Annotated in this window: 23 protein-coding genes and 2 pseudogenes; 20 read left to right on the top strand and 5 right to left on the bottom strand. The window is 37.2% G+C overall.

Going from position 1 to position 25,022, the window contains the following annotated elements:
- The first annotated feature begins 10 nt into the window (after window positions 1–10).
- The 13 genes and pseudogenes from LZD48_RS13320 to LZD48_RS13260 form a co-directional block, all read left to right on the top strand.
- Window positions 11–1,432, top strand: a complete 1,422-nt coding sequence (locus LZD48_RS13320) for an NAD-dependent succinate-semialdehyde dehydrogenase (RefSeq protein WP_235763223.1) — start codon at window positions 11–13, stop codon at window positions 1,430–1,432.
- 168 nt (window positions 1,433–1,600) lie between these two features.
- Window positions 1,601–2,818: a CynX/NimT family MFS transporter gene (locus LZD48_RS13315; protein ID WP_235763222.1), complete on the top strand. Its 1,218-nt coding sequence runs from the start codon at window positions 1,601–1,603 to the stop codon at window positions 2,816–2,818.
- Between the two features lie 12 nt (window positions 2,819–2,830).
- Window positions 2,831–3,202 (top strand): HAD family hydrolase, encoded by a 372-nt coding sequence (locus LZD48_RS13310; protein WP_235763221.1) that lies wholly within the window; start codon window positions 2,831–2,833, stop codon window positions 3,200–3,202.
- Between the two features lie 273 nt (window positions 3,203–3,475).
- The gene (locus LZD48_RS13305; protein ID WP_235763220.1) at window positions 3,476–4,435 is read left to right on the top strand and encodes a sugar-binding transcriptional regulator; all 960 of its coding nucleotides are present in this window, start codon (window positions 3,476–3,478) and stop codon (window positions 4,433–4,435) included.
- Between the two features lie 40 nt (window positions 4,436–4,475).
- Window positions 4,476–5,948: an NAD-dependent succinate-semialdehyde dehydrogenase gene (locus tag LZD48_RS13300; RefSeq protein WP_235763219.1), complete on the top strand. Its 1,473-nt coding sequence runs from the start codon at window positions 4,476–4,478 to the stop codon at window positions 5,946–5,948.
- Between the two features lie 141 nt (window positions 5,949–6,089).
- Complete coding sequence (locus LZD48_RS13295) at window positions 6,090–6,485, top strand: PTS sugar transporter subunit IIA (RefSeq protein WP_235763218.1); 396 nt, start codon at window positions 6,090–6,092, stop codon at window positions 6,483–6,485.
- A gap of 161 nt (window positions 6,486–6,646) precedes the next feature.
- Window positions 6,647–7,138, top strand: coding sequence for a PTS sugar transporter subunit IIB (locus tag LZD48_RS13290; RefSeq protein ID WP_235763217.1), 492 nt, complete (start codon window positions 6,647–6,649; stop codon window positions 7,136–7,138).
- Window positions 7,139–7,149: 11 nt separating this feature from the next.
- Window positions 7,150–7,902 (top strand): PTS mannose/fructose/sorbose/N-acetylgalactosamine transporter subunit IIC, encoded by a 753-nt coding sequence (locus LZD48_RS13285; RefSeq protein ID WP_235763216.1) that lies wholly within the window; start codon window positions 7,150–7,152, stop codon window positions 7,900–7,902.
- 29 nt (window positions 7,903–7,931) lie between these two features.
- Window positions 7,932–8,759, top strand: coding sequence for a PTS system mannose/fructose/sorbose family transporter subunit IID (locus tag LZD48_RS13280; protein ID WP_235763215.1), 828 nt, complete (start codon window positions 7,932–7,934; stop codon window positions 8,757–8,759).
- A 52-nt stretch (window positions 8,760–8,811) separates the two neighbouring features.
- Window positions 8,812–9,696 (top strand): class II fructose-bisphosphate aldolase, encoded by an 885-nt coding sequence (locus LZD48_RS13275; protein WP_235763214.1) that lies wholly within the window; start codon window positions 8,812–8,814, stop codon window positions 9,694–9,696.
- A gap of 35 nt (window positions 9,697–9,731) precedes the next feature.
- Window positions 9,732–10,787 carry a zinc-dependent alcohol dehydrogenase gene (locus LZD48_RS13270; protein ID WP_235763213.1) on the top strand — a complete coding sequence of 352 codons (1,056 nt, stop codon included), beginning with the start codon at window positions 9,732–9,734 and terminating at the stop codon, window positions 10,785–10,787.
- Window positions 10,788–10,821: 34 nt separating this feature from the next.
- On the top strand, window positions 10,822–11,706 hold the full coding sequence (locus tag LZD48_RS13265) for an EamA family transporter (protein ID WP_235763212.1): 885 nt from the start codon (window positions 10,822–10,824) through the stop codon (window positions 11,704–11,706).
- 121 nt (window positions 11,707–11,827) lie between these two features.
- Window positions 11,828–12,184: pseudogene (locus LZD48_RS13260) on the top strand (magnesium transporter); the annotation flags it as partial.
- A 103-nt stretch (window positions 12,185–12,287) separates the two neighbouring features.
- On the opposite strand, the gene LZD48_RS13255 reads toward LZD48_RS13260, so the two are convergent.
- The gene (locus LZD48_RS13255; RefSeq protein WP_235763210.1) at window positions 12,288–12,488 is read right to left on the bottom strand and encodes a DUF2188 domain-containing protein; all 201 of its coding nucleotides are present in this window, start codon (window positions 12,486–12,488) and stop codon (window positions 12,288–12,290) included.
- A 599-nt stretch (window positions 12,489–13,087) separates the two neighbouring features.
- Between LZD48_RS13255 and LZD48_RS13250 the strand changes: the two genes are divergently transcribed.
- Window positions 13,088–14,083, top strand: a complete 996-nt coding sequence (locus LZD48_RS13250; RefSeq protein ID WP_235763209.1) for a LacI family DNA-binding transcriptional regulator — start codon at window positions 13,088–13,090, stop codon at window positions 14,081–14,083.
- A gap of 52 nt (window positions 14,084–14,135) precedes the next feature.
- On the opposite strand, the gene LZD48_RS13245 is transcribed toward LZD48_RS13250, so the two are convergent.
- Window positions 14,136–15,581 carry a glycoside hydrolase family 32 protein gene (locus LZD48_RS13245; RefSeq protein WP_235763208.1) on the bottom strand — a complete coding sequence of 482 codons (1,446 nt, stop codon included), beginning with the start codon at window positions 15,579–15,581 and terminating at the stop codon, window positions 14,136–14,138.
- A 13-nt stretch (window positions 15,582–15,594) separates the two neighbouring features.
- Window positions 15,595–16,842: an MFS transporter gene (locus LZD48_RS13240; RefSeq protein ID WP_235763207.1), complete on the bottom strand. Its 1,248-nt coding sequence runs from the start codon at window positions 16,840–16,842 to the stop codon at window positions 15,595–15,597.
- 449 nt (window positions 16,843–17,291) lie between these two features.
- Here LZD48_RS13240 and LZD48_RS13235 point away from each other — a divergent pair, with 449 nt between their 5' ends.
- The 3 genes from LZD48_RS13235 to LZD48_RS13225 all read left to right on the top strand — a co-directional run bounded on the left by LZD48_RS13235 (window position 17,292) and on the right by LZD48_RS13225 (window position 19,774).
- Entirely contained in the window at window positions 17,292–18,257 is a 966-nt protein-coding gene (locus tag LZD48_RS13235; RefSeq protein WP_235763206.1) for a carbohydrate kinase family protein, read from the top strand.
- A 43-nt stretch (window positions 18,258–18,300) separates the two neighbouring features.
- Window positions 18,301–18,861 carry a sugar O-acetyltransferase gene (locus LZD48_RS13230; protein ID WP_235763205.1) on the top strand — a complete coding sequence of 187 codons (561 nt, stop codon included), beginning with the start codon at window positions 18,301–18,303 and terminating at the stop codon, window positions 18,859–18,861.
- Window positions 18,862–19,372: 511 nt separating this feature from the next.
- Window positions 19,373–19,774, top strand: coding sequence for a VanZ family protein (locus LZD48_RS13225; protein WP_235763204.1), 402 nt, complete (start codon window positions 19,373–19,375; stop codon window positions 19,772–19,774).
- A 333-nt stretch (window positions 19,775–20,107) separates the two neighbouring features.
- Here the strand turns inward: LZD48_RS13225 and LZD48_RS13220 are convergent, their stop codons facing one another.
- Together LZD48_RS13220 and LZD48_RS18930 are read right to left on the bottom strand one after the other, a co-directional pair.
- On the bottom strand, window positions 20,108–20,749 hold the full coding sequence (locus LZD48_RS13220; RefSeq protein WP_235763203.1) for a response regulator transcription factor: 642 nt from the start codon (window positions 20,747–20,749) through the stop codon (window positions 20,108–20,110).
- A gap of 30 nt (window positions 20,750–20,779) precedes the next feature.
- Entirely contained in the window at window positions 20,780–22,273 is a 1,494-nt protein-coding gene (locus LZD48_RS18930) for a methyl-accepting chemotaxis protein (RefSeq protein WP_310739835.1), read from the bottom strand.
- 186 nt (window positions 22,274–22,459) lie between these two features.
- Between LZD48_RS18930 and LZD48_RS13205 the strand changes: the two are divergent.
- From LZD48_RS13205 to LZD48_RS13195, 3 genes and pseudogenes are all read left to right on the top strand, one after another.
- A pseudogene (locus LZD48_RS13205) lies at window positions 22,460–22,744 on the top strand (ABC transporter permease); the annotation flags it as partial.
- Window positions 22,741–23,676, top strand: coding sequence for a M20 family metallopeptidase (locus LZD48_RS13200; protein ID WP_235763202.1), 936 nt, complete (start codon window positions 22,741–22,743; stop codon window positions 23,674–23,676). The pseudogene LZD48_RS13205 and the gene LZD48_RS13200, both read left to right, overlap by 4 nt.
- A gap of 13 nt (window positions 23,677–23,689) precedes the next feature.
- On the top strand, window positions 23,690–24,646 hold the full coding sequence (locus LZD48_RS13195; protein WP_235763201.1) for an ATP-grasp domain-containing protein: 957 nt from the start codon (window positions 23,690–23,692) through the stop codon (window positions 24,644–24,646).
- Window positions 24,647–25,022 lie beyond the last annotated feature (376 nt).

The raw sequence follows: 25,022 nt of genomic DNA, 5'->3' as shown, positions 1-25,022 counted from the left end.
GAGGAATAAAATGGCTTATATAAATGGAAGATGGATTGAAACAGCATCCCAACTCGAGGTGATAAACCCAGCAACTAATGAAATCATTGGAAAGGTGCCAGTCGTTGGAAAAACAGAGACTATCGAAGCAATAGAAAGTGCAAAAGAGGCATTCAAGAGTTGGAAAAAAACCACTTTCCCAGAAAGGGTGTATTACCTTGAAAAGGTAGTAACATTATTAAGAGAACAGCATGAAGAAATAGCTCAATTAATTACTAAGGAAAATGGAAAACCTATAGGAGATTCAAGAGATGAAGTCGAAAGTGGGATAGCATACATTGAATGGTATGCGGAAGAAGCAAAAAGAATTTATGGAGACGTTCTTCCCGCTTCTAGTCAGAATAAACATCTGATAGTAAAGAGGCAACCTATAGGAGTGTGCGCTGCTATTACACCATGGAATTTTCCTTTTTCAATGATTACTAGAAAAATTGCACCGGCTTTAGCAACTGGGTGTACAGTGGTACTAAAACCTGCATCGGCGACCCCATTATCGGCTGTTAAGGTATTTGAATGTTTCGATAAGGCGGGTCTGCCAGAAGGGGTGATTAATCTAGTTATTGGAAGTGCCCAGGAGATAGGTAATGAAATGACAAAGAGCGAGGATGTTCGTAAGATTAGCTTCACCGGCTCTACTGCCGTAGGAAAGTTACTATTCAGAGATTCTGCTGACACAGTAAAAGCAATTTCTATGGAACTTGGAGGACATGCCCCATTCATTGTATTTGATGACTCTGATGTAAATATAGCGGTGGAAGGGATATTAAATACAAAATTCGGCAATTCTGGGCAAACGTGTGTAAGTACAAATAGAATTTATGTACAATCGGGCATTGCCGAAAAGTTTACAAAAGCTTTAACTAAAAAAGTTTCAAAACTTAAGGTTGGAAATGGATTAGATGAAGATGTAGACGTTGGCCCTATTATTGACCAAAAGTCATTTGATAAAATAATGGAGCAAATAGAAGATGTTCGAGATAAAAAAGGTAAGATTATATGTGGAGGAAAGCAATATGCTAATAACACTGGGGGCAAATTTATTCAGCCTACGATTATTACTGAGGCGAATGAAAAAATGCTAATAGCGACTGAGGAAACATTTGGGCCTGTTGTTCCAATATTCACTTTTGAAACTGAAGAGGAAATTATAGAGAAAGCTAATCACAAACATTATGGATTAGCAGGGTATTGTTATACAAGTGATCTGGGAAGGGCTTTTAGAGTATCGGAAGAACTTGAATATGGAATGATTGGAGTAAATGATTCTTCTCCATTCGTTATTCAAGCGCCATTTGGAGGTATCAAGGAAAGTGGTCTTGGTCAAGAAGGTGGAAAGTATGGTCTAGAAGGGTACTTAATTACAAAATATATATCATTTAATGCGAATTATTAGTACTCAGAATAAAATACTTTTTTATTATAGGGGTTGCATGGAAATCGCATAGCAACCCTTATACTTATGCTGAACAAAATACTGTAAGTTTGACAAGTTTATCGTAAGCACTATTTATATTGTTGTTAAATCTTAACAATTACTATCTTAATCAGGGGGACACTTTATTTGGATGAGCATTTAGCACAAAGAAATACAAGCGGAGATACTAGAGCTCAAATAATATTAATAGTAGGAGTCATTTTATTAGCGATCAATTTAAGACCAGCACTTACTGCTGTGGGACCTGTTATTGGTATTATTAGAAATGAAATAGGCTTTTCTAACTGGAGTATAGCTATGTTAACTAGCCTACCGTTAGTGGTTTTCGCTATCATGTCGACAGTTACGCCCCAACTCGCGCGAAAATTTAAGAATGAAAGAATAATAATGTTTGGTTTAATTTCTTTAACGATTGGTATAATTCTTCGATCTACATCAACAGTAATACTTTTACTTTTTGGAACATTATTCATTGGTGTTGGAATAGCTATTTGTAATGTCCTTATACCAGGAATAATAAAACAGGAATTCCCAACAAAATTAATGTTAATGACAGGAGTTTATTCAACTGTTATGGGGATTTCTGCAACAAGTGCATCTGCTCTAAGCGTTCCTATTGCTGAAAGTTTAGGGCTAGGTTGGAGAATTTCCCTCCTAATATGGGTAATACCCGCAATTATTGCATTAATATACTTGAGTTTTATTATTATATCGAAATCTAAGCAGTCTATTAAGAATCAATCAGTTTCTGAAAAGGCCACTAATATTTGGAAATCCCCCCTTGCCTGGAAAATTGCCTTTTTTATGGGATGTCATTCTCTATTATTTTATATTATCATTTCCTGGCTACCAGAAATATTTATCAGTTTTGGATTAGATAAAACAACTTCCGGATTTTTATTATCTTACTTACAGTTAATAGGGATACCTGCTAGTTTGCTAATACCATTAATTGCAAATAAGTTAAAGAGCCAAGCTTGGTTAGTAGTTATTTTAAATGCTTTTTTAATTTTAGGATTACTACTGCTATTGGCATATAACGGTAAAGTTGTATACTTTATTTCATCCGCTCTGATCGGTTTTTCAATAAATGGTAACTTTACATTAGCTTTATTATTCCTATCTATTCGGTCAAGAGACTCTAACCAGGCTACTTCTTTGTCTGGAATGGCACAAACTATTGGTTATACTTTAGCGGCATTTGGTCCAATGATTATAGGACTGATACACGACATTACTTTTGAATGGAAAATACCTTTATTAATTCTTATTTTTTTAGGATTATGTAGTTCATTATTAGGCCTAAAAGTTGGGCAAAATAGATATGTATTTAATCAAGATTAGAGGGAAACTTAGATGTCTATCAAATTAGTTGTATTTGATATGGATGGCTTACTCTTGAATGATAATTATTCCGTTACTGCTTATACAAAAAGTGTCATGCAAAAATTAATAAATAAAGATGTGGAAATCGTGTTATGTACTGGTAGGTCAATATCATATTGTTATCAGTATATTGAAGAACTGAATTTAAACTCTTATATCGTTGTGGCTAATGCTGCGCAAATTTGGTACGTAAGTAAAAAGCTATTAGATCAATACTTAATGGTTACTTATCTAATTGAATCTATTTGGGATCACGGGCATGTAAACAACTTTTTTATGATGTTAGCTTCGGCTAATCTGAAACAAATTAACTTTAGTAAAGCCCAACTTTTAGTAGGTTAGTTTAATTGATGAATATAATAATACATTGATCGGTAAGGCTGTTTTTTTTATCTAACAAACAGTTTTATCGATTTTTTTATTTTAATTTTAACCCTGTAATGCCCCTGTTATCTTGTACAGCTGAAAATAAAGGGTGAATATAGCTGGGGAAATTTTATGCTTTTTTGATAAAAGGTCATAATAGTGAAGAAAAGCAATATACTCTAATAACCTACAATTTTAATTTTGGGGGTTAAAACTTTTGTAGTATAAAACAAATGGAGGATTGGAACTTTGAAGTTAGAAAATGACCTAATTAAACAAGATGAGTTACAGTTAATGATCAAAATAGCACATTTACATTATCAAGAAGGCTGGCTTCAACGTCATATTAGTAATGAATTAGGATTAAGTGCTGCAAAAGTGAGCACCTTACTGAACAAAGCTTTAGAAAAGGGTTTTGTAGAAATTAGAATTCGCGATCCATTTGCTCCGCTAAGTGAACTTGAGGAGAGGATAAGAACAGAATACGGATTAACTTTCGTCAAGGTTGTTCCAGGCCCATTTCCGTCTAACATTGCTTTGAAGTCAAAATTAGGGTTGCATGCTGCTCTATTTTTACAAAAAATAGTTAGGAAAGAAAATATCGTCGGAATTACTGGTGGCAGTACAATTAATGGCATGGTCACAGCTGATGTATTTAACACGCATATTCCTGTTATGGTTGTCCCTATCAATGGTGGTGTAAGTCAATCGGATTACCACTATACCGGAAATACCCATGCAGAAAAATTAGCAAAACAACTAGGAGGCTCTTACCTACAAGTCCCTTTTCCTACTTTTGTTAGTTCGCCAGATACCAAATCAGCAGTTATGAAAGATAAAAGTGCAGAGGTACTGCTAAAGCAAGCTGGAAAAGCAGATATTATGGTGCTTGGTATAGGTACAGTGTGTACATCTTTATTGACTTTACCACATATTTCAAGAGAAATTGAAATAAAGAAGTTGAAAGATAAAGGGGTAGTTGCCGAAGTTGGCGGACATTTTTTAGATAAGGATGGAGAGTTCGTGCAAACGGATTTTATGGAGAGATTAATAGGTATTGAATTTGAAAAAATAAAGCAAGCACCCATGGTAATGGCTATTGCAGGTGGGATAAAGAAATCAAATGCTATACACTCAGCTTTATTATCTGAAGTGATTAATGCGTTAATTATCGATGACCCAACTGCTAATAGACTTATCAATAGCTAATCAAAAATAATTGAAAAAGAAAAAAATGGGGGTTTTTAATATGAAAGTAGAAAATGCTTTAAAAGAATTATCGCTTATTAATTTAGATGACTTAAGATGCTTTATTAATGGAGAGTGGAAGAAAGCTGAGGATTGTTCAACGATTGAAATTATAAACCCATCTAATGAAGAATTATTGGCAAAAGTTCCAAATGCAAGTCGTTCAGACGCAAACGAAGCGATTGAAGCAGCCGCTAACGCCTTTCCAAAATGGTCAGGATTAACAGCAAATGAACGTGGAAGTTTTTTATTGAAACTGCGGGATCTTTTACTCAAATATGAACAGGAATTAGCATCCATTATAAGCTTGGAAATGGGCAAAGTAAAAGGCCAGGCGCTGGGTGAAGTTCAACAGGCATCAAGTTTCCTTACTTGGTATGCTGAAGAAGGCCGACGTATTTATGGTGAAACAATCCCAGCATCTAGCTCGAACAAACGTCTTTTTGTAATTAAGCAACCTATTGGGGTTGTGGCCGCTATTACACCGTGGAACTTTCCGCTTTCCATGTTAACAAGAAAGCTAGCCCCTGCTTTGGCGGCTGGTTGTGCAACAATCTTAAAGCCAGCGGAACAAGGGTCCTTAACGGCATTAGCCTTTGCTAAATTAGTAGAATTGGCGAAGTTCCCACAAGGTGTCATTAACATTGTAACTGGTATGCCCGAGTCAATTTCAGATGAAATTTTTGAAAACCCGATTGTTAAAAAGGTTTCATTTACTGGTTCAACTCGTGTGGGAAGGATTCTAGTTAAGAAATCTGCGCAGCAATTGAAAAAGTTATCACTTGAGCTGGGAGGGCATGCGCCATTTATTGTTTTTGAGGATGCAGATATTCAGAAAGCAGTCGAAGGAGCAATTGAGAGTAAATATCGCAATGTAGGTCAAACCTGTATTTGTGCTAATCGTATTTATGTACATGAAAAAGTAAAGCAAGAGTTCACAGAATTATTTGTGTCTCGGATTAAACAGTTAAGCATAGGAAGTGGTCTAGATGAGGGTATAGAAATTGGTCCACTCGTGAATGAAAGCGCTTTAAATAAAGTCAGTAGTCACGTTAAAGATTCTGTTGAAAAGGGTGCCACTATTATACAAGGTGGAGAACGTTGTTTTAAAAAGAAAGGCTACTACTTTGAGCCAACAGTTTTAACTGGTGTAACAAACGATATGCTAATTATGTCTGAAGAGACTTTCGGTCCTGTTGCACCAATCATTCATTTTAACAATATAGAGGATGTGATAGCTGAAGCTAATAATACTGACTATGGCCTAGCTGCCTACGTCTATACCTCAAATATGGAGAAAGCTGTTCGAACAGCAGAGGCATTACAATTTGGGATCATTGGTTTAAATGATTCTTCCCCCGCCGTAGCACAAGCGCCCTTTGGTGGGATAAAACAGAGTGGTTTTGGTAGGGAAGGTGGACATCAGGGAATTGCGAATTTTCTCGAGGAGAAGTTTATTTCTTTAAAAGTTTAATGAATTTCATAATACGTACTTAATGCTTCACCATCACCATATGTAGTTGAGTTGGTTCGTTCCCAACTACATATGGTGATGGGAAAGCCGACTTCGGTAATTATGAAATTCATTCAGTTTAGAAAGGGGAGGGAATTTGGCATGATAGGTATTTTAATTGTTACCCATGGCAAGTTTAGCACAGAGCTTCTCAATTCAGCTGAATTGATTGTCGGGAAGCAGGTTAGTGTAAATGCGTTAAATTTAAATGCGGATGACGATATTCATTTATTGAAAAAGGAAGTTGAATTAGAAGCCACAAAATTAGATACCGGAGAGGGGGTTTTAGTGTTAACCGATTTATATGGTGGAAGTCCGTTTAATGTAACGGCAGCAAATATGAAACAACGTAATATGGAATGCCTTACAGGTGTCAATTTGCCTATGCTGATCGAAGCACTCAGTTTAAGGGGAAATAGCAACCTCCAGGAGGTAACGAATGGGTGCTGCAAGGCAGGGATTGAAGGAATTAAAAATGTTCGTCAAGAATTATTTTAATGAATTTCATAATACGTATTTAATGCATCACCATCACCATATGTACTTGAGTTGGTTCGTTCCCAACTACATATGGTGATGGGAAAGCCGACTTTGGTAATTATGAAATTCAGTCATTTAATAAAGTTAATAAATAATTGTTTAAGAAAGGGGTTGTTGGAATGGCAAATATAAAATTAATTCGGATAGACACTCGTTTAATTCATGGGCAGGTAATTACTAAGTGGCTGAAGGTGGCGGGTGCCAATCGGATTGTAATTATCGATGATGATTTATCGGAAGACGATTTTATGGCGGACATCTATGTTGCGGCAGCACCTACAGGAATTTCAATTGAAATACTCAGCGTCAATGAAGCAACACAATTATGGAAAGAAAATGAATTAGGTGTGGGAAATATATTGCTGCTCTTTAAAGATGTTGAAAGTTGTTATAACTGCTATAAACAGGGTTTCCCTATACAATATTTGCAAATTGGTGGATTGGCAAGTGCGCCAGGGAGGGTGACAGTTTTGAGGGCAGTTTCATTTGACAAGAAAGATGTCGAACAATTACAGGAAATGGAAGAAGGAGGTTCTGATATTTACCTCCATATCATCCCCGAAGAACAAAAAGTAAAGCTAGAAAATGCAATTAAAAAATTTAATTTCTAGGGGGGCTCATTATGTCCATTGGACTAGCAACTTTTACCGCTTTATTACACTGGTTAGCTATGGGAAAGCTAGGTTACACCTTTCAAGCGGTATTACGCCAGCCTATCGTTATGGCACTTCCCATTGGTTTAATTATGGGGGATTTATCAAGTGCGATGAAGATTGGTGCGGCTATTAATATACTTTATATAGGTATGGTTGCCGCTGGCTCAAATTTGCCAGCAGATGAGGGTTTTGCAGGTGTAATCGCAATCCCTATTGCAGTACAAAGTGGGATGGATCCAGCTATGGCAGTAACTTTGGCTGTTCCTTTCGGTGTACTTGGGGTATTCCTTGATCAGATTAGGCGAACAATTAATGCGGGATTTGCCCACAGGGCAGATAAGCATGCATTAGATGCCAATATAAAAGGTATTTGGTATTGTGCAGTACTATATCCTTTGATATTGACCTTTTTCCTTAGATTTCCACCCGTGTTTATAGCAAATTTGTATGGGGCTTCAGTGGTAGAACGGTTTATCGATACAATGCCTGAATGGATTCTTCATGGTCTGAGCGTAGTAGGTGGGGTTTTACCCGCACTTGGTTTTGCAATAACCGTGTTTGTTATTGGAAGAGCTAATCTTATTCCTTTCTTCATTATAGGGTTTTTTGTAGTCCAATATTTTGCAATTGATGTGATGGCTGCTGCTATATTTGGAACTTGTATTGCTCTGCTAGTTGTGCTTATGAAAAAAGAGAAAGGAGCTGGGACTACAACATGACAAATGAATCCATAGGAGTTACTAATGAAATGGATAAAACGAATGAAACTGGCATTAGGCTAACTAAAAGGGACATTAATAAATCCTTTATTCTTTGGTGGCTCATATGCGAAATTTCGAATTCATATGAACGAATGCAATCAGTTGCTTTTTGTGCAAGCCTTTCTCCAATCTTACGTAAGCTCTATCGAACTAAAGAAGAATTAAGTCAAGCGTTGACAAGGCATTTGAACTTTTTCAACTCACAGGGCACTTGGGGAAGTCTTATTCATGGGATAACCATTGCTATGGAAGAACAAAAAGCAAACAATGGAAAAATCCCAGAAAATGCAATTACTGGAATCAAAACAGGTTTGATGGGGCCATTTGCAGGAATTGGAGATACGATTGACTGGGGAACATTAAAACCAATAATTTTTGCATTAGCTTGTTCTTTCGGTGCAACTGGAAGTGTCTTTGGTGCCTTCATTCCCTTCCTATTTACAATAGTAACAGTTATAGAGGGTTACTATTTATGGAACTTTGGCTATTCTGTAGGGAAAGAATCAGTAAAATCCATCTTACAAAGTGGGTGGGTAAAAGAATTAATTACAGGTGCTAGCATTCTCGGTTTATTCATGATGGGGGCTTTAGCAGCTAGCTTTGTTAAATTGGATATCCCCCTTACAATTAACATTGAAGGCGGAGAACCATTAAAAGTCCAGGCGTTATTAGACAGTATCGCACCAGGTATCTTACCATTACTAGTTACATTTTCCATATACTGGTACCTGAAAAAGAGGGGACAAAACTTCACCATCATTTTATTATCTATTCTCATCCTTAGTTTAGCAGGTTCATATATCGGTTTATTCTAGCAATCTAGTATGTTTTAGTAAATCAGCAAACTAATAATAAGGGAGTATGATCATGCTTATACCGATGAAAGACTTACTGGATGACGCAAAAAAGAGAAGATATGGGATAGCTGCACCAAATGTTTTTAATTTGGAGTCAGTTGAGGCTGCGTTTCAGGCAGCTAGAGAATTAAATGCACCAATTATATTGGACTGTGCACCAGCTCATGGTATTGAAGAAGTGAGTGCAATTGCTCACTTCTTTGCTAGCAAATATAGAGACGTTAGTGCAGCTCTCAATCTAGATCATGGAGATACTTTTGAGGCTGCTATACGGGCAATTCGTTCTGGATTCACATCAGTCATGGTAGATAGATCAACATTGCCCTACAAAGATAATGTAGATCAGGTAACAGAAATTACCAAAATAGCGCATGCCGTTGGAGTATCCGTTGAAGCAGAATTGGGACACGTCGGTGTTGGGTTGAATTATAATGAAACACGAGATAAAGGTCTTACCAATCCAGATCAAGCAGCAGACTTTGTGAAGAAAACAAATATTGATTGTCTAGCTGTGGCAGTAGGGACCTCACATGGTAATTACAAGGGGGAACCTTATCTTGAGTTTGATTTAATAGAAACTATAGAAAGAAATGTCAATATTCCGTTAGTACTTCATGGCGGATCTGGTACTGGTGATATCAATCTTCAAAGAGCCATTGCCCTTGGAATCCAAAAGATTAACTTATTTACAGATCTCAATAAAGAAGGAATGGAGCAATTAAAAAGCTATGTAGCAAAAGAAGTACCAGATAATATTGATGGAGATAATGATGATGAATTTTCGGAAGGGGTTATGAAGCTAAATATACGAGAAGCTTCGCAAGAATCTATGAAAGGTTATAAAACAGCGCTCAAGTATTACATGAAATTATTTGGCTCTGCCAATAAAGTATGATTTAAAGAAGATAAATTTAAGGAGAGAAGATAAATATGTCAGATGAAATGAAGTTTGCTGTATTAACAAAAGTCAAGAACGCTGAAGTTCATACTCGCGCCTTACCTAACTTTGGAGAATATGAGCTAGTTATTCAACAACAGGCATGCAATATTTGTACAACGGATTACGGACAATGGTTGGGATTAAGGGAACATCAACCCTATCCGATGGCTGGCGGCCACGAAGTTTCCGGAGTTATTGTTAAAAGAGGCCAAAAAGTTCGTGAGGATTTACAAATTGGCGATTATGTAGCAGTTACACACAGCTTTTGTGGTAGATGTGAGCAATGTCTATTAGGATTTACTAGCGATTGCGAACAAAAGAAAAAGACAATGAATAAAATACCCTCAAGTGATGGGTATTATGGAAACTTCGGTTTTTCTAATTACTCTGTAAGGGACGAAAAATTTCTAGTGAAAATGAATCCAAATTTATCAGCAAGTGAAGCGGGCTTTTTAGAACCAGCAGCAACAGTAGTAAAGGGAATAAGAAAGTTAAGAGTCACCCCTATGGAGAAAGTTGTGGTTATCGGTGCGGGAACCATGGGTTTACTCAACGCACTTATTGCCCGGGCATATGGAGCACAGGTGATAATAACTGAAATAATGCAAAAAAAAATTGCAATAGCCCGTTCTATGGGATTTGAAGTTATTGATGCTAGTAAAAATAATCCTGTAAAATCCATAAAAGAATTAACGAATGGAAAGGGTGTCGACGCGGTTATTGTTGCTGTGGGGGTTACAATAGCGAATCAACAGGCTCTTGAGATGGTAAAACAATACGAAGGACGTATATCATTTTTTGCGGCGGGATACCCAAATCCCAAACTGGAAATCGATTCGAACATAATTCATTATCGAAAAATAGAATTGATAGGCACATATGGTGCAGATATAGCAGACTTTTATCATGCAGGGCGATTGTTAAATGAAAGAATCATAAATATATCACCATTGATCGAAGAAAAAGTCCCATTGGATAATATTCAGAAGGCCTTTGAAAAAGCTAGTACCCTTGGTAATTATCGAATTAGTGTACTCCTCACTTAAGTATGGGGTTGGATAGCATAGAGGGGGCATACAAATGGGATTTGTTTTTGCTTTTATGACAGCATTCCTTTATGCAGTAAGTAATATTTTAATAAAAAGGGGAATGAAGTTCTCCAAGAACAATAATGGAACATTTAACACTGCTTTTGTTAATGTGGCTATATTGGGATTGGTATTGATCATTTATCGGATGGTCGAACACCATCCCGATCCCATTAACGTTACGGGCTTTCTATTGTTTATACTTGCTGGTTTATCGACAACATTGATTGGACGGAGTATGCATTTTTTAGGCATTAGGAAAATTGGTTCTGCAAAAGCTTCGGTTATCAAGAATTCAGCCCCTATTTTTACTTTGCTTTTCGCGCTATTAATTTTGAAAGAAACAATTGGAGGATGGCCATGGTTAGGATTAGGCTTAATATTACTTGGCTTAATGACCCACGATACAGAGATATTTAAAAAGTCAACTGAAAGCATAAATCGATGGGGCGCACTCATTACCTTGTTAGGCGCAATAGGTTTTGGAATAGGCCAGGGTGTCAGAAAGCAAGCCCTCTTTCATTTTAATGATCCATTTGCTGGTGCTTTTATTGGGGCCTCCGTTGCATTATTAGGTTTTTTCTTTATTGAAGCTAAAAATAAATCTTTGATCTCATCCGTAAAAGAGATAATTTTATTGCAAAATAAATATTACTTAGTTGCTGGAATAGCAACTAGTTTTGCCTTATTGTTTTTCTTTATTTCACTTTGGTTTATACAGGTCGCTTATGTTGCTGCAATTGTAGCTATTGAACCTGTATTGTGTGTTGTATTAAGCAAGTTATTTTTAGCAAGTGAAGAAGTAATAACCCCAAAAGTTTTAATATCTGCAAGTTTTATTTTTAGTGGCGCAGGGATTATTGCTGTTATGGGATAATCTAAATCGATTACACCTTAATTTCTTATTCTTCATACCTTGATTATAATAAAATGAGCGAGCGGCCTGTTTTCTTAATGATAAATAGAGGTTATATCTTACTAAGCAGTTCGGCACGCAATCCCTGGCAGTTTCTGTTAGAGGACTTGCACTCGGAACAATTGATATGAAAGATTTGTGGCGCATGATGAGGAAAGAATTTTCAACCGGCTTTTTAATCGGATTGATTTGTATGATGCTCATTACCATCTTGATCCTTCTCTTTTATGGGAACATCATGCTAGGCGTAGTGGTTGGACTATCCATTCTTGTTACATTAAGTATATCGGCAGTTGTCGGATTAATTTTCCCATTAGTTCTTAATAAATTAAAATTTGATCCTGCTATTGCTTCCGGTCCATTTATAACGACGATTAATGATATTATCGGATTGATGATTTACTTTTCCATCGCTACAATATTGATGAATTATTTATAAGTGATCAGACGGATAAATAGAAAGTGATGACTTGTATGACTTCAACTCAGAAAATGATAAAAAAAGTGGCACTTCCATTTGATTGTGAAGTGCCACTCCTTCGTTATTGGAAGGTTATTTCATCTACTATATCATGTTCCATGTTTAGAATTTGGATGGTGCTCGGTCTATTTTCTTTGGCTAATTTTTCTGCTGCCTCCATTGCTTCTTCCTCAGAGTTGTATTGTTCTTCTGGTGCCACATCCTCCAGTTTGACCAACCATCCTGTTGCTTTCGGATTCGGAACGACACTATACATGTTCATGGTACCAACTCCTTTTCATTATCTTTGTTTAGCTTTTTCCCTGGATGAGAAGTAGTGAAACGTGCTGAGCGATAGAGAAGGAGATCGGGAGACTCGGAGTAAATTGCTTTTGAAATAAGGATGGGTCTAGAAAGGATTCAGTCAATGGGGTGGATCGTGTTTTTGAGTTGGATACGTGTTGTTTTGATAATGAAGGATATGGTGGGAGTGTCCTATATTTTTGGGAAATTGCTTGTAGTTCTTGATAGATGAATGACGGTGAAATTTAAAGGAATAAAATGGACGTGTACAGTTAGTCAAAACTTCTATTCGCGACTGTTAACAAAGCTAAGTGAATCGAGCGTTCTAGAAATAGTGTTATTGCTTTTCTGAAATGGATTCATTATAGAAGAAAATTTCTTATATATGAATGAATTTCATAATTACCAAAGTCGGCTTTTCCATCACCATATGTAGTTGGGAACAAACCAACTCAACTACATATGGTGATGGTGAAGCATTAAATACGTATTATGAAATTCATTAATATGATATAATAATTATATCATCTTTGCTAGACAAAAATACGAAAATGGCTACCAGAAAGGGGTGAGCATTCGTTGTCTCAGCCTAAAATTAAGGATGTTGCACGAGCGGCAGGTGTCTCAACTGCTACTGTTTCTCATGTAATTAATAAAACCAGGTATGTGTCGGAGGAGACAACTGTACGGGTTTTACAGGCAATGGAGGAATTAAATTATCGTCCAAATCATGCAGCTCGTAGTTTAAGAAGTGCAAAAACATACACAATCGGTCTTATCATTCCATTCCGAAAAGAAGATACGTCAAAGAGCTTTTTTATGTCCATTGCAGAAGGAATAGAAGAGACCCTTAGAGAATACGGTTATCACTTAATTATTAGTAATTCCAAGGAAGATTTAGAGCAAGAAATAGAACAGTTACAACTATTAAATGACCAAATTACGGATGGCATTATTCTTGCATCTACTTACAGTGAGTATCAAACACTTGAGAAACATATTCTTAAGGATCATCCTCTTGTTTTAATTGATCGAATACCAGAAGAAAACCAACGAGATTCCGTATCTATTGATTCCTATCAAGGCGTCTATGATGCAATAAAATACTTAAAGAAAAAGGGTTATAAACGCATTGGTTACGCTGGTGCGAATTTAACGATAAGTACAGCAAAACAACGATTAGCTGGATATCAAGATGCTCAAAAAGATGAACCTGATGTAGAAAATATTGTATTTATTGGAGAACCTACATATGAAAGCGGTTATGAAATGGCTGCTCAACTCCTATTACATGATTTAGACGCTATATTTATAGCGAACAATGAGGTAGCTACAGGAATCATCTATTATTTTATTGAAAATAAGATAACTATTCCGGACGATATTGCTGTCATTGTATTCGATAATTTTAAATGGACAAGAATTGTTTCTCCTCCATTGACCGTAGTGGACCAGCCGGCATATGAAATGGGAATAGAGGCAGCTCATATGATTCTTTCACGAATTCAATCTCCTGATAAAAAGATGAAAAAGGTTGTTTTACAACCCATGCTAATAGAACGAGGATCCACATAAAGAAAGCAGACAGTTCAAGGTTATAGACTGTCTGCTCTTATCAACTAAATATTTACTTTTTTAGTTCCCATACATTGAGTTCTTTCACAGCTACATTTTCTTCCCCGAAAAACTCAATTTGATTACTTGTGTTTTTTGGATATACTCTGTTTGTAATAACCTTTTCTCCATTGTTAATAAATAATTCCACGGAACATCGGTCAATATAAATATGAAGCAACAATTCTTCACTTGGTTCTACCTCTGCTGATGCAATACCTGAAACATGTCCTGCCTTGTTTAAATCAACAGTGACTTTACTTGTCTTGGCATCGTATTTTATTTCAGTAAATTCTTCCCCGTCATCCGATTTTAAAACTTTTAATCCGAATGTTTCACTGTTTGTCGTAGAAAGATCAAAACTTGATTTGATTTCGATAGACTGACCTTTTGTCTCAGGTGAAAACGACTTCGTAAAGTTCAATTCATGATATTGTTCTTCTTTTGCTCGTAACATCTTTAATTCTTCTACTGGTTGGAACCGAACGTTACCTTCATTGTTTAATTTTATTTCTCTTGGTATCGTCATCGCCCCGGCCCAGCCTTCTTCTTTTGTTGGGAATTTAGAGGCCCAATGATCCATCCAAGCAATTAAAATACGACGCCCTTTTTCATCAAGAAATGTTTGAGGTGCATAAAGATCAAATCCTTGATCAATTTCCACATCATAATCTTTTGTAAAACGTTTGGTGTCGTAATCCATATCTCCGACTTGAATCAGAGCTTTACCATGCCCCTCATCTTTCATAGGTGAGAAAATTAGCGCATGTTTATTTTGGATGGGGAATAGGTCAGGACACTCCCACATATCCCCTAAAGTACCATCACTTTTAGCAACTGGGCCACAATACTCCCAGTTTATTAAATCATCTGATTGAAATAAAGCTGCTGCACCATCCCCATTGTGACTTGTTCCAACTACCATATACCATGTATCTTCATATGACCATACCTTAGGATCACGAAAATCATTACTCAATGAATGCGGTGGTTTATCTATAATAGGATTATTAGGATGTTTCTCAAAGTGTATTCCATCTTGTGTTGTCGCTAGACATTGTACTTCTTTTGGATTTTTGCTATCAATATGTCCTGTGTATAAGAGGAATAAATCACCGTCTTTTACTACAGCGCTACCGGAGAAGCAGCCATACCCTTCGCCAGGATTACCTAAATCATAGTCCTCTGAAGGAGCAAGTGCTACGGGTTGATGTTCCCAATGAACTAAATCACTGCTGGTTGCATGCCCCCAATGCATCGGTCCCCAATCCGCCGAGTAAGGATGAAATTGATAGAATAAATGATAGATACCTTTATGTTGAATTAAACCATTTGGGTCATTCAACCAGCCAACCGGAGCAGTAAAATGATAAGTAGGTTGGTAATCCCTTTCTTTTTGATTCGAATTTTCTTTTATAAATGTATTTGCTTTCTCAATTTGTCTCTCATGATTATTCATTATAAAATCTCTCCTAACTTATATTATGATACAAATCAGTTTCTCTATTACCTGAAATAGCCTTCTTATCCTTGCTGAGCGTAAACATTGCTGTAATAACAAACAATGCGACAATTGATCCTAATACATAGAAAGTGGTTTCATAACTTGTCAGATCATATAAACGACCTACAAGTGTTGAGAATACAATAACTCCAATCTCACTCGAAACTTTAAATCCAACAAGATACACTGTTGCGGATAATCTTGAATCAAAATGCAGGCCAATGTACTTAAATGAAGCAATCAAAAGAAGCGGAACTTCAACCGCATGAAGCATTTTCATAAATGAAATCCCAATTCCACTTGACACATAGGCGGAACCTACGATGCGAAAGAACATAACCCCACCAGCTAGTAATAAGGATCGCTTCACCCCGACTTTACTGACAATAGACGGTGCAAGGAATAAAAACAACGCTTCCACAAATACTTGGATGGAATTCAAATAACCATAAACTTGGTTACCTGTTGCCTGATCAGCAAAGAGTTCTACAAAATATACAGGGAATAATTGCTGATCATATACAGTGTAGATACAGACGGTACCAAATAAGAAAATAACTAGAAACCAAAATACTTTATTTTTAAAAAGCCCCATGATGTCTTCTTTTGAAAGATTACTTGTTTCTTTCTCTTCTTTTTCTGATACATCTATCTTAAAGAAACAGTTTAATATAAAGAACAGAACTCCAGCAGCAGAAGCGAGCCAGAAGTTAAGATGTGGATTGATACTTAGCAGTGTACCAGCACCAAATGCAGCGACTGCGTATCCTAAAGATCCCCACATTCTTGCCTTACCGAATTCAAAGTTGTATTTTCTACTAATCTTTTCCGTATATGATTCTAAAAACCCGGCCCCCGCAACGAAACCTAGACCTAGATAAATTGAACCCAATATAGCACCTATGTAAAAGTTAGAAATTAGTAATGGTTCATATACATAGATGAGAAAAGGTCCGATGAAAACTAGAACAATGCTTTGGAACCATACTAAATGCTTTTTCGTTCCTAATTTGTCTTGGATGACCCCATAAAATAACATGAACAGCAAGGCGAAAAATGAATTTAAAGAGTATATGGTTCCAACTTGTGTACCACTCAAACCGAGGGTGTTATTTAGCCAAATTGCATAAAAGGACCACCAGATGGACCAAGTGACAAAGAATAGGAATAAATAACCTGATGAAAACCAATACTTACTGTTTTTATAAGTATGCATGTCTTCCCTCCATTTTCTTATTTATAGTAAAATAAAAGGTAATCGTTTACGTAATCGATTACATAATATGTTAAACGGTTCTTAAGAAAAAGTCAATGACAACTTAATAAATGAAACAATGGTTTGATAGACAAGCCTAACATTTAGCAAAATTATTCATGGAAAATATACTGGAAGAGAGAGCTGAATAGAATTGGACTTTCATGAAATGAATTTGACATTTTTAAACTTATTAGTATATCGTAGTACATACGTAATCGATTACCTTTAGTGAAGAAGGATGAAATATCTAAGCGTATGAAAAGGGGGAGCTGAGCCAAGCAAAATCAATTGTAGAAAAAGTATCATAAATGATTACTACTGAATGGAACAACGGGTATATGATATCCGTAAAAAAAGGAAGCGCTATTATATATAGGCTTCTATTTCATATAAAATGAGGTGGCACAATGACAGGAATTAATGTAGCTTGTATCGGAGAGCTATTAATAGACATGTATTGTATCGATGTAGATGTAAGTTTAAAAGATGGGGATAACTTCAAAAAAATGGCAGGTGGTGCACCCGCTAATGTCTCTGCAACGATTGCTAGACTGGGTGGAAAAGCCTCGATGATAGGAAAAGTTGGAAATGACAGTTTTGGTGATTTTTTAGTCGAAACGTTGGAAGATTACCAAGTAGATACTTCGATGGTGGTAAGAGATAAAAGTCTACCAACCACGATGGCACTTGTTTCCTTGGTAACGGGGGGCGAACGTGACTTTCAATTTTATCGTGGAGCGGATAAAAATCTTAGGATGACAGATTTCTCCCTTACCGATGTAATGGAATCGAAGGTCATTCACTTTGGTTCAGCCACTGCTTTACTGGAAGCACCGCTAAGAGAGACGTATTTTTCCCTGATTAAAAGAGCTTATAATGAAAAGAAATTCATCTCATTTGATCCAAACTTCCGAGAGGATTTATGGAAAGGAAATGAAAACGAATTTATAGAATTGTCAAGGGAAATCCTGGCTTATACGGACTTTATTAAAGTAAGTGATGAAGAATTAGTTATTTTGACAAATGAGGATGAAGTTTCCAATGGAATAGCTAAACTTCATCAATTCGGAGCAAAAATAGTTGCTGTTACAATTGGTGAAGAAGGCTCGATTATATCAAATGGAGAAAAATATGAAGTTGTTCCGAGTAAAAGTATAGAAGCAATTGATACAACCGGTGCGGGGGATGCCTTTGTTGGAGCAGTACTTTATCAGTTTTCAAATAGGCTAAACGAAGAAAAAGCGATTTCAGTTTCTGATTTTGACTATTTAAAAGAAGTAACCCGCTTTGCAAATTATCTCAGCGCGGAAGTATGTACAAAAGTAGGTTCATTAACAGCTTTAGCATCTATTGAAGAAGTAAGTATTTCTTAATTCTTAAAATGCCATAATTCAAAAAGACAGGTGCTACTTTCTTATGAAAACAGAAATGGAGAAGATGTTAGCTGGGGAGGTTTATAATCCTTCTGACCCAGTCTTATTAAAGAAACGTGAAGAAGCTAGGCGCAAGGTTAGAATATATAATCAAACTCTGGAAACGGAAGAGGAAAAACGCACACCATTATTAATGGATTTACTTGGATCTGTGGGAGAAAATGTATATATGGAACCAAATATCCGATTTGACTATGGGTTTAATACATATGTAGGAGATAACTTCTTCGCAAACTTTGACTGTACCATTTTAGATGTCTGTGAAGTACGATTTGGAGATAATTGTATGCTCGGTCCTGGTGTGCAAATTTACACGGCAACCCATCCACTTGATCCAACCGAACGTAATTCAGGAAAAGAATATGCCAAGCCAATCTCTATTGGAGATAATGTATGGGTTGGCGGAAATGCCATAATAAACCCCGGCGTAACGATAGGGAATAATGTTGTCATCGCTTCAGGTGCGATAGTTACGAAAGATGTGCCGGATAATTTGGTAGTAGGCGGGGTGCCTGCCAGGATAATAAAACGGGTGGAAGATTGAATTTCTGAGATTGCGAACTCAGCAGATATTAAATTTGGATTGATTAGCTGAAGGCTAGGGATGCGTTCCTATCAAATAACTGAAATCAAGATGAAGAGGGAGCTGGGCGTTAAAGTCAAGCTCCCTTTTTGTTTTCGTGGAGAGTACAAACTATTGGAGAAGCCGACCAAACGTAAAAAATTTGCAATTGGAAAATGGAAATAGAAGTTGGATCTTAAAGTCATATAATGGTGTCGATACTGCTGTGAAATATCAAAGCATGAAGTTTAAAATGGAGGGTATAGCTGTGGTCGAAGTCATCATGACAAACAATAGCTCCTTACCGATTTCCGTTTTGTTATTGGTCAAACCAATAGATATTATAATTAGCCCCCTATCGTAGGTAAAGGACCAAGACACTATCAAAATAACTCATTCCTACCACTAGACTTTTATATTGCCCCAAAGGTTATTTAACTTGTGTCAGTCGGCAATACTATGATATACAATAGAAAAAGAAAGGGCAGTGCCTATGTTATTTATTGTATTTACTTGGTTGATTGTAATATTCGTATTGCTGTGTTCCACGCCCGCTTTTGCAGTATTCGCAGGTGATGTGCAATTCCAGCTTAGCCAAGAACCAAGCTGGCTCAACTTCTTTCATGGAGAATTCAGCCATATCGAGTTTGCGGGTCATTTTTTCCTGTTTTTTGCATTGGCAGCACTGCTGCGGCAAGTGATTAAAAATATGAGAATGGTATTTTTACTCGCATTTTTATATGGATTTGTCATTGAATTCGTGCAGCCGTTTTTTGGACGTGGTGCTGAATTAATAGACGTTGCGGCAAATGTTGTGGGGATTGTTAGTTTTATTATGTTACATTTTTTATGCTCGCTTATTCCTCGTACACTGTCTGATGCGGCAGAGAAATGATTCGTGCAGGAGAAAGTATAAGAAACTGATGAAGCAAGCCAAGCGTTATATCAAAAATAATCAAGACTTTTTTTGATTTGGTTTTTATCCCGGTGTAACCGTCCGTAAAACTCCCACTGGTTGAAGTTTTACTTTATAAAATAAGAGGTAATAATTATTGCATGTAAGAGGAGGGTTTTCGCAGTATTCCCCCAAGCAAAGTTGTAAAGCTTAGGTATTACAACCATCACCTGACCTATCTAGAACAAAAACTCATAGACAGCATAAAGACGAAAAGAATCACATGTTGATCCTCTTCGTCTTTTGTCGATTTTTTGTGTAGAAAGCAGCAACTTACACACTCACCCAATTATTTCGTATTGCAGCAAGTACAGCGTGCATCCGATTTTTCACCTTCAATTTTTTTATAATGGAAGATACATGATTTTTCACTGTCTTATCAGAAATGCTATATTGATTTGCGATTTCCTCATTTTGCCAGCCTTTGGACATCCCCTCCAAAACTTCCCATTCTCTATTGGTCAGTAAATCAGAAGGCCTCGTCACGGATTGATTCGTTATCCGTGCATATTCATGAAGAATCATAGATGAAAAATACGTATGAATATATTTATTCCCTTTTAAAATATCGAGAATGGCTGATTGGAATTGGTTTAGGTCAAGGTCACCATAATAATAACCATCAATGCCTTTTTTCATTAAGTCTGCGATTTGTTCTCGATGGACTTCTGAAAATGTCCAAACTGCCATTTTAATATTTCTGTTTTGATATTTTTCATAGATTTCATCCTGACTCGTTTGAGTGTTTAATTCAAGAATTAACAAATCCGTGTAATAATGAATCCTTGTTTCCCCTGAAAGTACCTCTTTATAATTATATAAATGAAAGGTATGTTCTGGTATCTCTTCGTTCAGAATATGAACGATTCCCTTCATATACAAACTGTTATCATGTATAAATGCAATATTACTCAACCCTCGTTCATCCCCTATAATCCAATACTTCTATAATTTAAATCGTTGTACAATATCATTCAGTTCCTCAGCAGTTTTTGCCAGCTGTTCGGAACTTCCCGCTATTTCCTCCATTGAACTGCTTGTTTGCTGGGAGGATGCAGCGGTTTCTTCAATTCCCGCTGCAGATTCTTCTGATATGGAAGCAATCTCTTCAATTGTTCCGTTCATTTCTTGGGTGTTTGCCGTAATGTCGGAAAGGTTTTCTGTTATCTGTGTTATATGCCCTACTACATCTCTGGTGGCATCCTTGATGCTTTCCAGTTTTTCTCTCGTTGTTTCGATTTGACTTGTACCTGCCATCACTTCTTTGTATCCACCTTGCAGTGATTCCGTCACGATTTTTGATTCGTTCTGGATAGCGTCTGCGATAGCTGTTACATCCAATACCGATATGGAGACTTGTTCCGCAAGCTTTCCAACTTCATCTGCAACAACAGCAAATCCTTTCCCATGCTCACCAGCTCTTGCTGCTTCAATGGCAGCATTTAATGCGAGTAAATTCGTTTGATCCGCAACATTGTTAATAACGGTTACCAATTTCGAGATCTCTTTCGCTTGTTCATCTAAATGCTGTATCTTTTGAACGCCATCTTGAATGATTTGATCGATTTTCTCCATTTGTGCTACGGAGTTCTCCATCAGCTGATTTCCCTCATTCGTCAAATGCAGCACATGCTTCGAATGCCCATCGACCGCTTCTCCCTTTTCATTTGCATCCATGACTTTCGTTGTAAAAGAATTCATAGCAGATGCTAGTTCACTCACACGATCTGCCTGTGTTTCTGATCCGGAGGCCAATTCCTGCATCGTAGCAGAGACTTGTTCGGTTCCTGTCATGACTTCATTCGCTGATTGGGCTAACTCTTCACTGTTGCTGGCAACGATGTTGGAGGTGTCCGAAATATTCTCTAGCACTTTTCTGAAATCAGATTGCAATCGATTGACTGAGTCGACTAATATTTTTGTTTCATCGGTTGAATTCACTTTAATAGGATCCAGACTTAAATCCCTCTGCGCTAGCTCATCCATTCTTTCAGTCGCTAGTAGAAGCGGTTTGGTTATCCGGTTGACAAAGAACCAAGTCATCGTAATTCCTGCGAGTAATGCAAGAACACTTGTAATTAATATGGCCTTTAGTATTTCATTAGCGGACTGATTAAAGTCATTCATATATGTACCAGCACTTACAACCCAATCCCATTCTGGAAAATAACTGGAGTATACAACCTTTTCCGCTATTTGATTTTCATTATTAGGGAGCGGATATTCATAGAATGTAAAACCTCCACCATTCATTCCTTTATCGATATACTCCTGTACAAACTTGCTTCCTTCCGAATCTACAAGTTCCCAAGAATTATCACCCTCGTTGGCTGGGTTAGCAACGGAAAGCCCATCGCTCGTATTTGCAAATATGTATCCGTTTTCCCCAAGGTCAATATTTGCATTTATAGAACGTGTTCCATCCGTATTTTTTTTCACCTAAAACAATTTCCTTCACATTTTCCTGGGCATCTTCTAAAGACATATTTCCTTTTTCAACTTCCGCATCGTACGTTTGGATCAGTTCAAGTGTAAATTCCACGCTGGTATGGAATACACAGCCCTGTGGTGCATCAAGAGGAGACGGTACCTCTCCCTCTAGTTCGATCCGCTCCCGTTTTACTTTTGACCTTTGTATTTGCAGTTGCAATTATTACAGAAGCAGCATTAAGCTTCCTAGGAGCTGGAATTCCTGCACCAAACCCAAGTCTGGGGAACATTTTATTTGATGGAAAGAACGTCATTTATAATGCTTGGTGGATGACCGTATTTCCTGGTATAACGATTATTCTGCTTGTACTTGGTTTAAATACAGTAGGTGACGGATTAAGAGATGCTTTAGACCCGAAAATAATGAATACAAAGAGAAAAAGAAAATCGATAAAGGTTGGAGGGAGGAAAAGAGCATGAATAGCGAGAAGAAACTACTCGATATGAAGCAATTAAATGTTTCCTTCTGGACTGAAAATGGGCGGGTTACTAAACGCCCATTTAAAACAGAGGGTGACTATGCATATGGTCCAGGTGTAATTGATATGAAGGGTAGTCACGTGACGACATATTATGCAATAAAAGCTTTAATTGAAAGTGAAGAAGAGGCATATAAAGATATAGTACTTATCTTAAACAGTGATGAGGAAATTGGATCAGTCGGTTCGCGTCCATTAATTGAAGAAGTTGCTAAAGATAAAAAGTATTCTTTAATCTTAGAACCCGCTCAAAAAGGTAATCTCGTCAGCCGAAGAAAAGGCGGGGGAAAATACTTCCTGAAGGTGACTGGGATAGCTGCACATGCTGGAATGAATCCGGAGAGTGGAATCAGTGCGATTGAAGAACTGGCAGGGAAAATTTTGCAGCTCCATCAGCTGGCAAGACATGAGGAAGGCTTGTATGTGAACGTGGGAGTAATTAAAGGTGGTACTTCTGTAAACACTATTGCACCATTTGCTGAAGCTGCAATAGACGTTCGGATTGATACGGAAGAACAGGGAATTGCCATTGACCAGGCTATTAAAGTAGTTACTAGTAGATCCGATGTGCCTGGAACGACACTCGAGTTAACAGGTAAGATTACAAGACCTGCGTGGGAATTAACAGAAGAAGCGGAGAAACTCATCGAGAAGATTGTGGAAGAAGGCGACAAGCTGGGCCTTACGTTAAAACATGAAAAAAGCGGTGGTGGCTCTGACGGAAACCTGACCAGTCATCTTGGTGTACCAACGGTTGATGGTATGGGCCCTAACGGAGGAGGAGCGCATTCTGAATCTGAGTTTCTATATATCCCTTCTTTAACAGAGAGAACACTTTTACTGGCAAATGTATTAAAAAAATTAACCAAGTGAAGGGGAATGTATGATGTCAAAAATTTATATTTTACATGAAAATGATGAATGGACAAATCATTTAACAAAACGTTTGGATGAATTGGAACTGCCATTCGAAACATGGCATCTTGATCAGGGAATCGTTGATCTAACAGCAGAACCACCTGAAGGCGTTTTTTATAATCGGATGAGTGCATCCTCCCACACGAGGAATCACCGTTTTGCACCGGAGCTTGCTGGTGGTGTTTTATCCTGGCTTGAACTGTATGGTCGTACAGTGTTTAACGGATCACGCGCATTGAATCTCGAAATAAGTAAAGTAAATCAATACACCGCTTTAGAAAGAAATGGGATTCAAACGCCAAAGACTATTGGTGCAGTTGGTAGGGAAAATATTATCGAAGCAGCGAAAAGGTTAGGGAATATACCATTTATTACAAAACATAATCGAGCTGGCAAGGGCTTAGGTGTTCAGTTATTCTATTCCATTGAGGGACTTGAAGAGTATATAAATGGCCCGGATTTTGAAGAACCTGTTGACGGAATTACACTTATTCAGCAGTACATTCAGGCACCTGAGCCATTCATCACACGAGCGGAATTCGTTGGAGGAAAATTCGTCTATGCGGTGAAAGTAGACACTTCTGAAGGATTTGAGTTATGTCCTGCAGATGCATGCCGTATTGATGATTTGTATTGCCCGGTCGGTGAGGAATCTGGGGAGGCTCCGATGTTTGAGATTTTAAATGAAAGTGAAATAGATAAGGAACAAATTAGCCGTTATGAAGCATTCCTCAAGGATAGCGGAATTGATGTTGCCGGAATTGAATTTATTCGAGATGTAAATGGTGAAGTTTATACGTATGATGTAAATACCAACACCAATTACAATTCAGATGCTGAAGCTAAAGCTGAAAAATATGGCATGCTCGAGCTCGCTAAATTCCTGGGAAATGCTTTGGAAGAAACGAAAAAAATAATGAATTAATTTAAGAATTTGGGGACAGGCACCTTCTCCGGCTTTAAAACCGAGCAAGGTGCCTGTCCCCATAGCGATTGAGTGAAAGAATGAAATAAGACAAAATAATCACCTCGACTCTGTTAAATTCTCATAATGTCTTCGATGGCTTAAAAAAAGGCATGACAAGAGGCTGGGACAAAACCCCAGTAAATAGAAAATCGCTTCGCGCAAAAAGCGTGAAGCGATTTTCTATTTACTCTTATTTTACTCAACAAAAACAAAAAGGACACCTTTTGATAAAATTAAAGTTACCACAGCAATAATTCATCACAAAAGAGGTGTCCTTATGTTTAAACATTATAACATGAATCAAGTTGTTTTGCCGCTAGATTTAGAAATGAAA

The sequence above is a fragment of the Oceanobacillus alkalisoli genome (genome assembly GCF_021556485.1).
GTDB lineage: Bacteria > Bacillota > Bacilli > Bacillales > Amphibacillaceae > Oceanobacillus > Oceanobacillus alkalisoli.
Note: the sequence above shows the minus strand (reverse complement) of the source record. Positions and strands in the feature narration are given on the sequence as shown.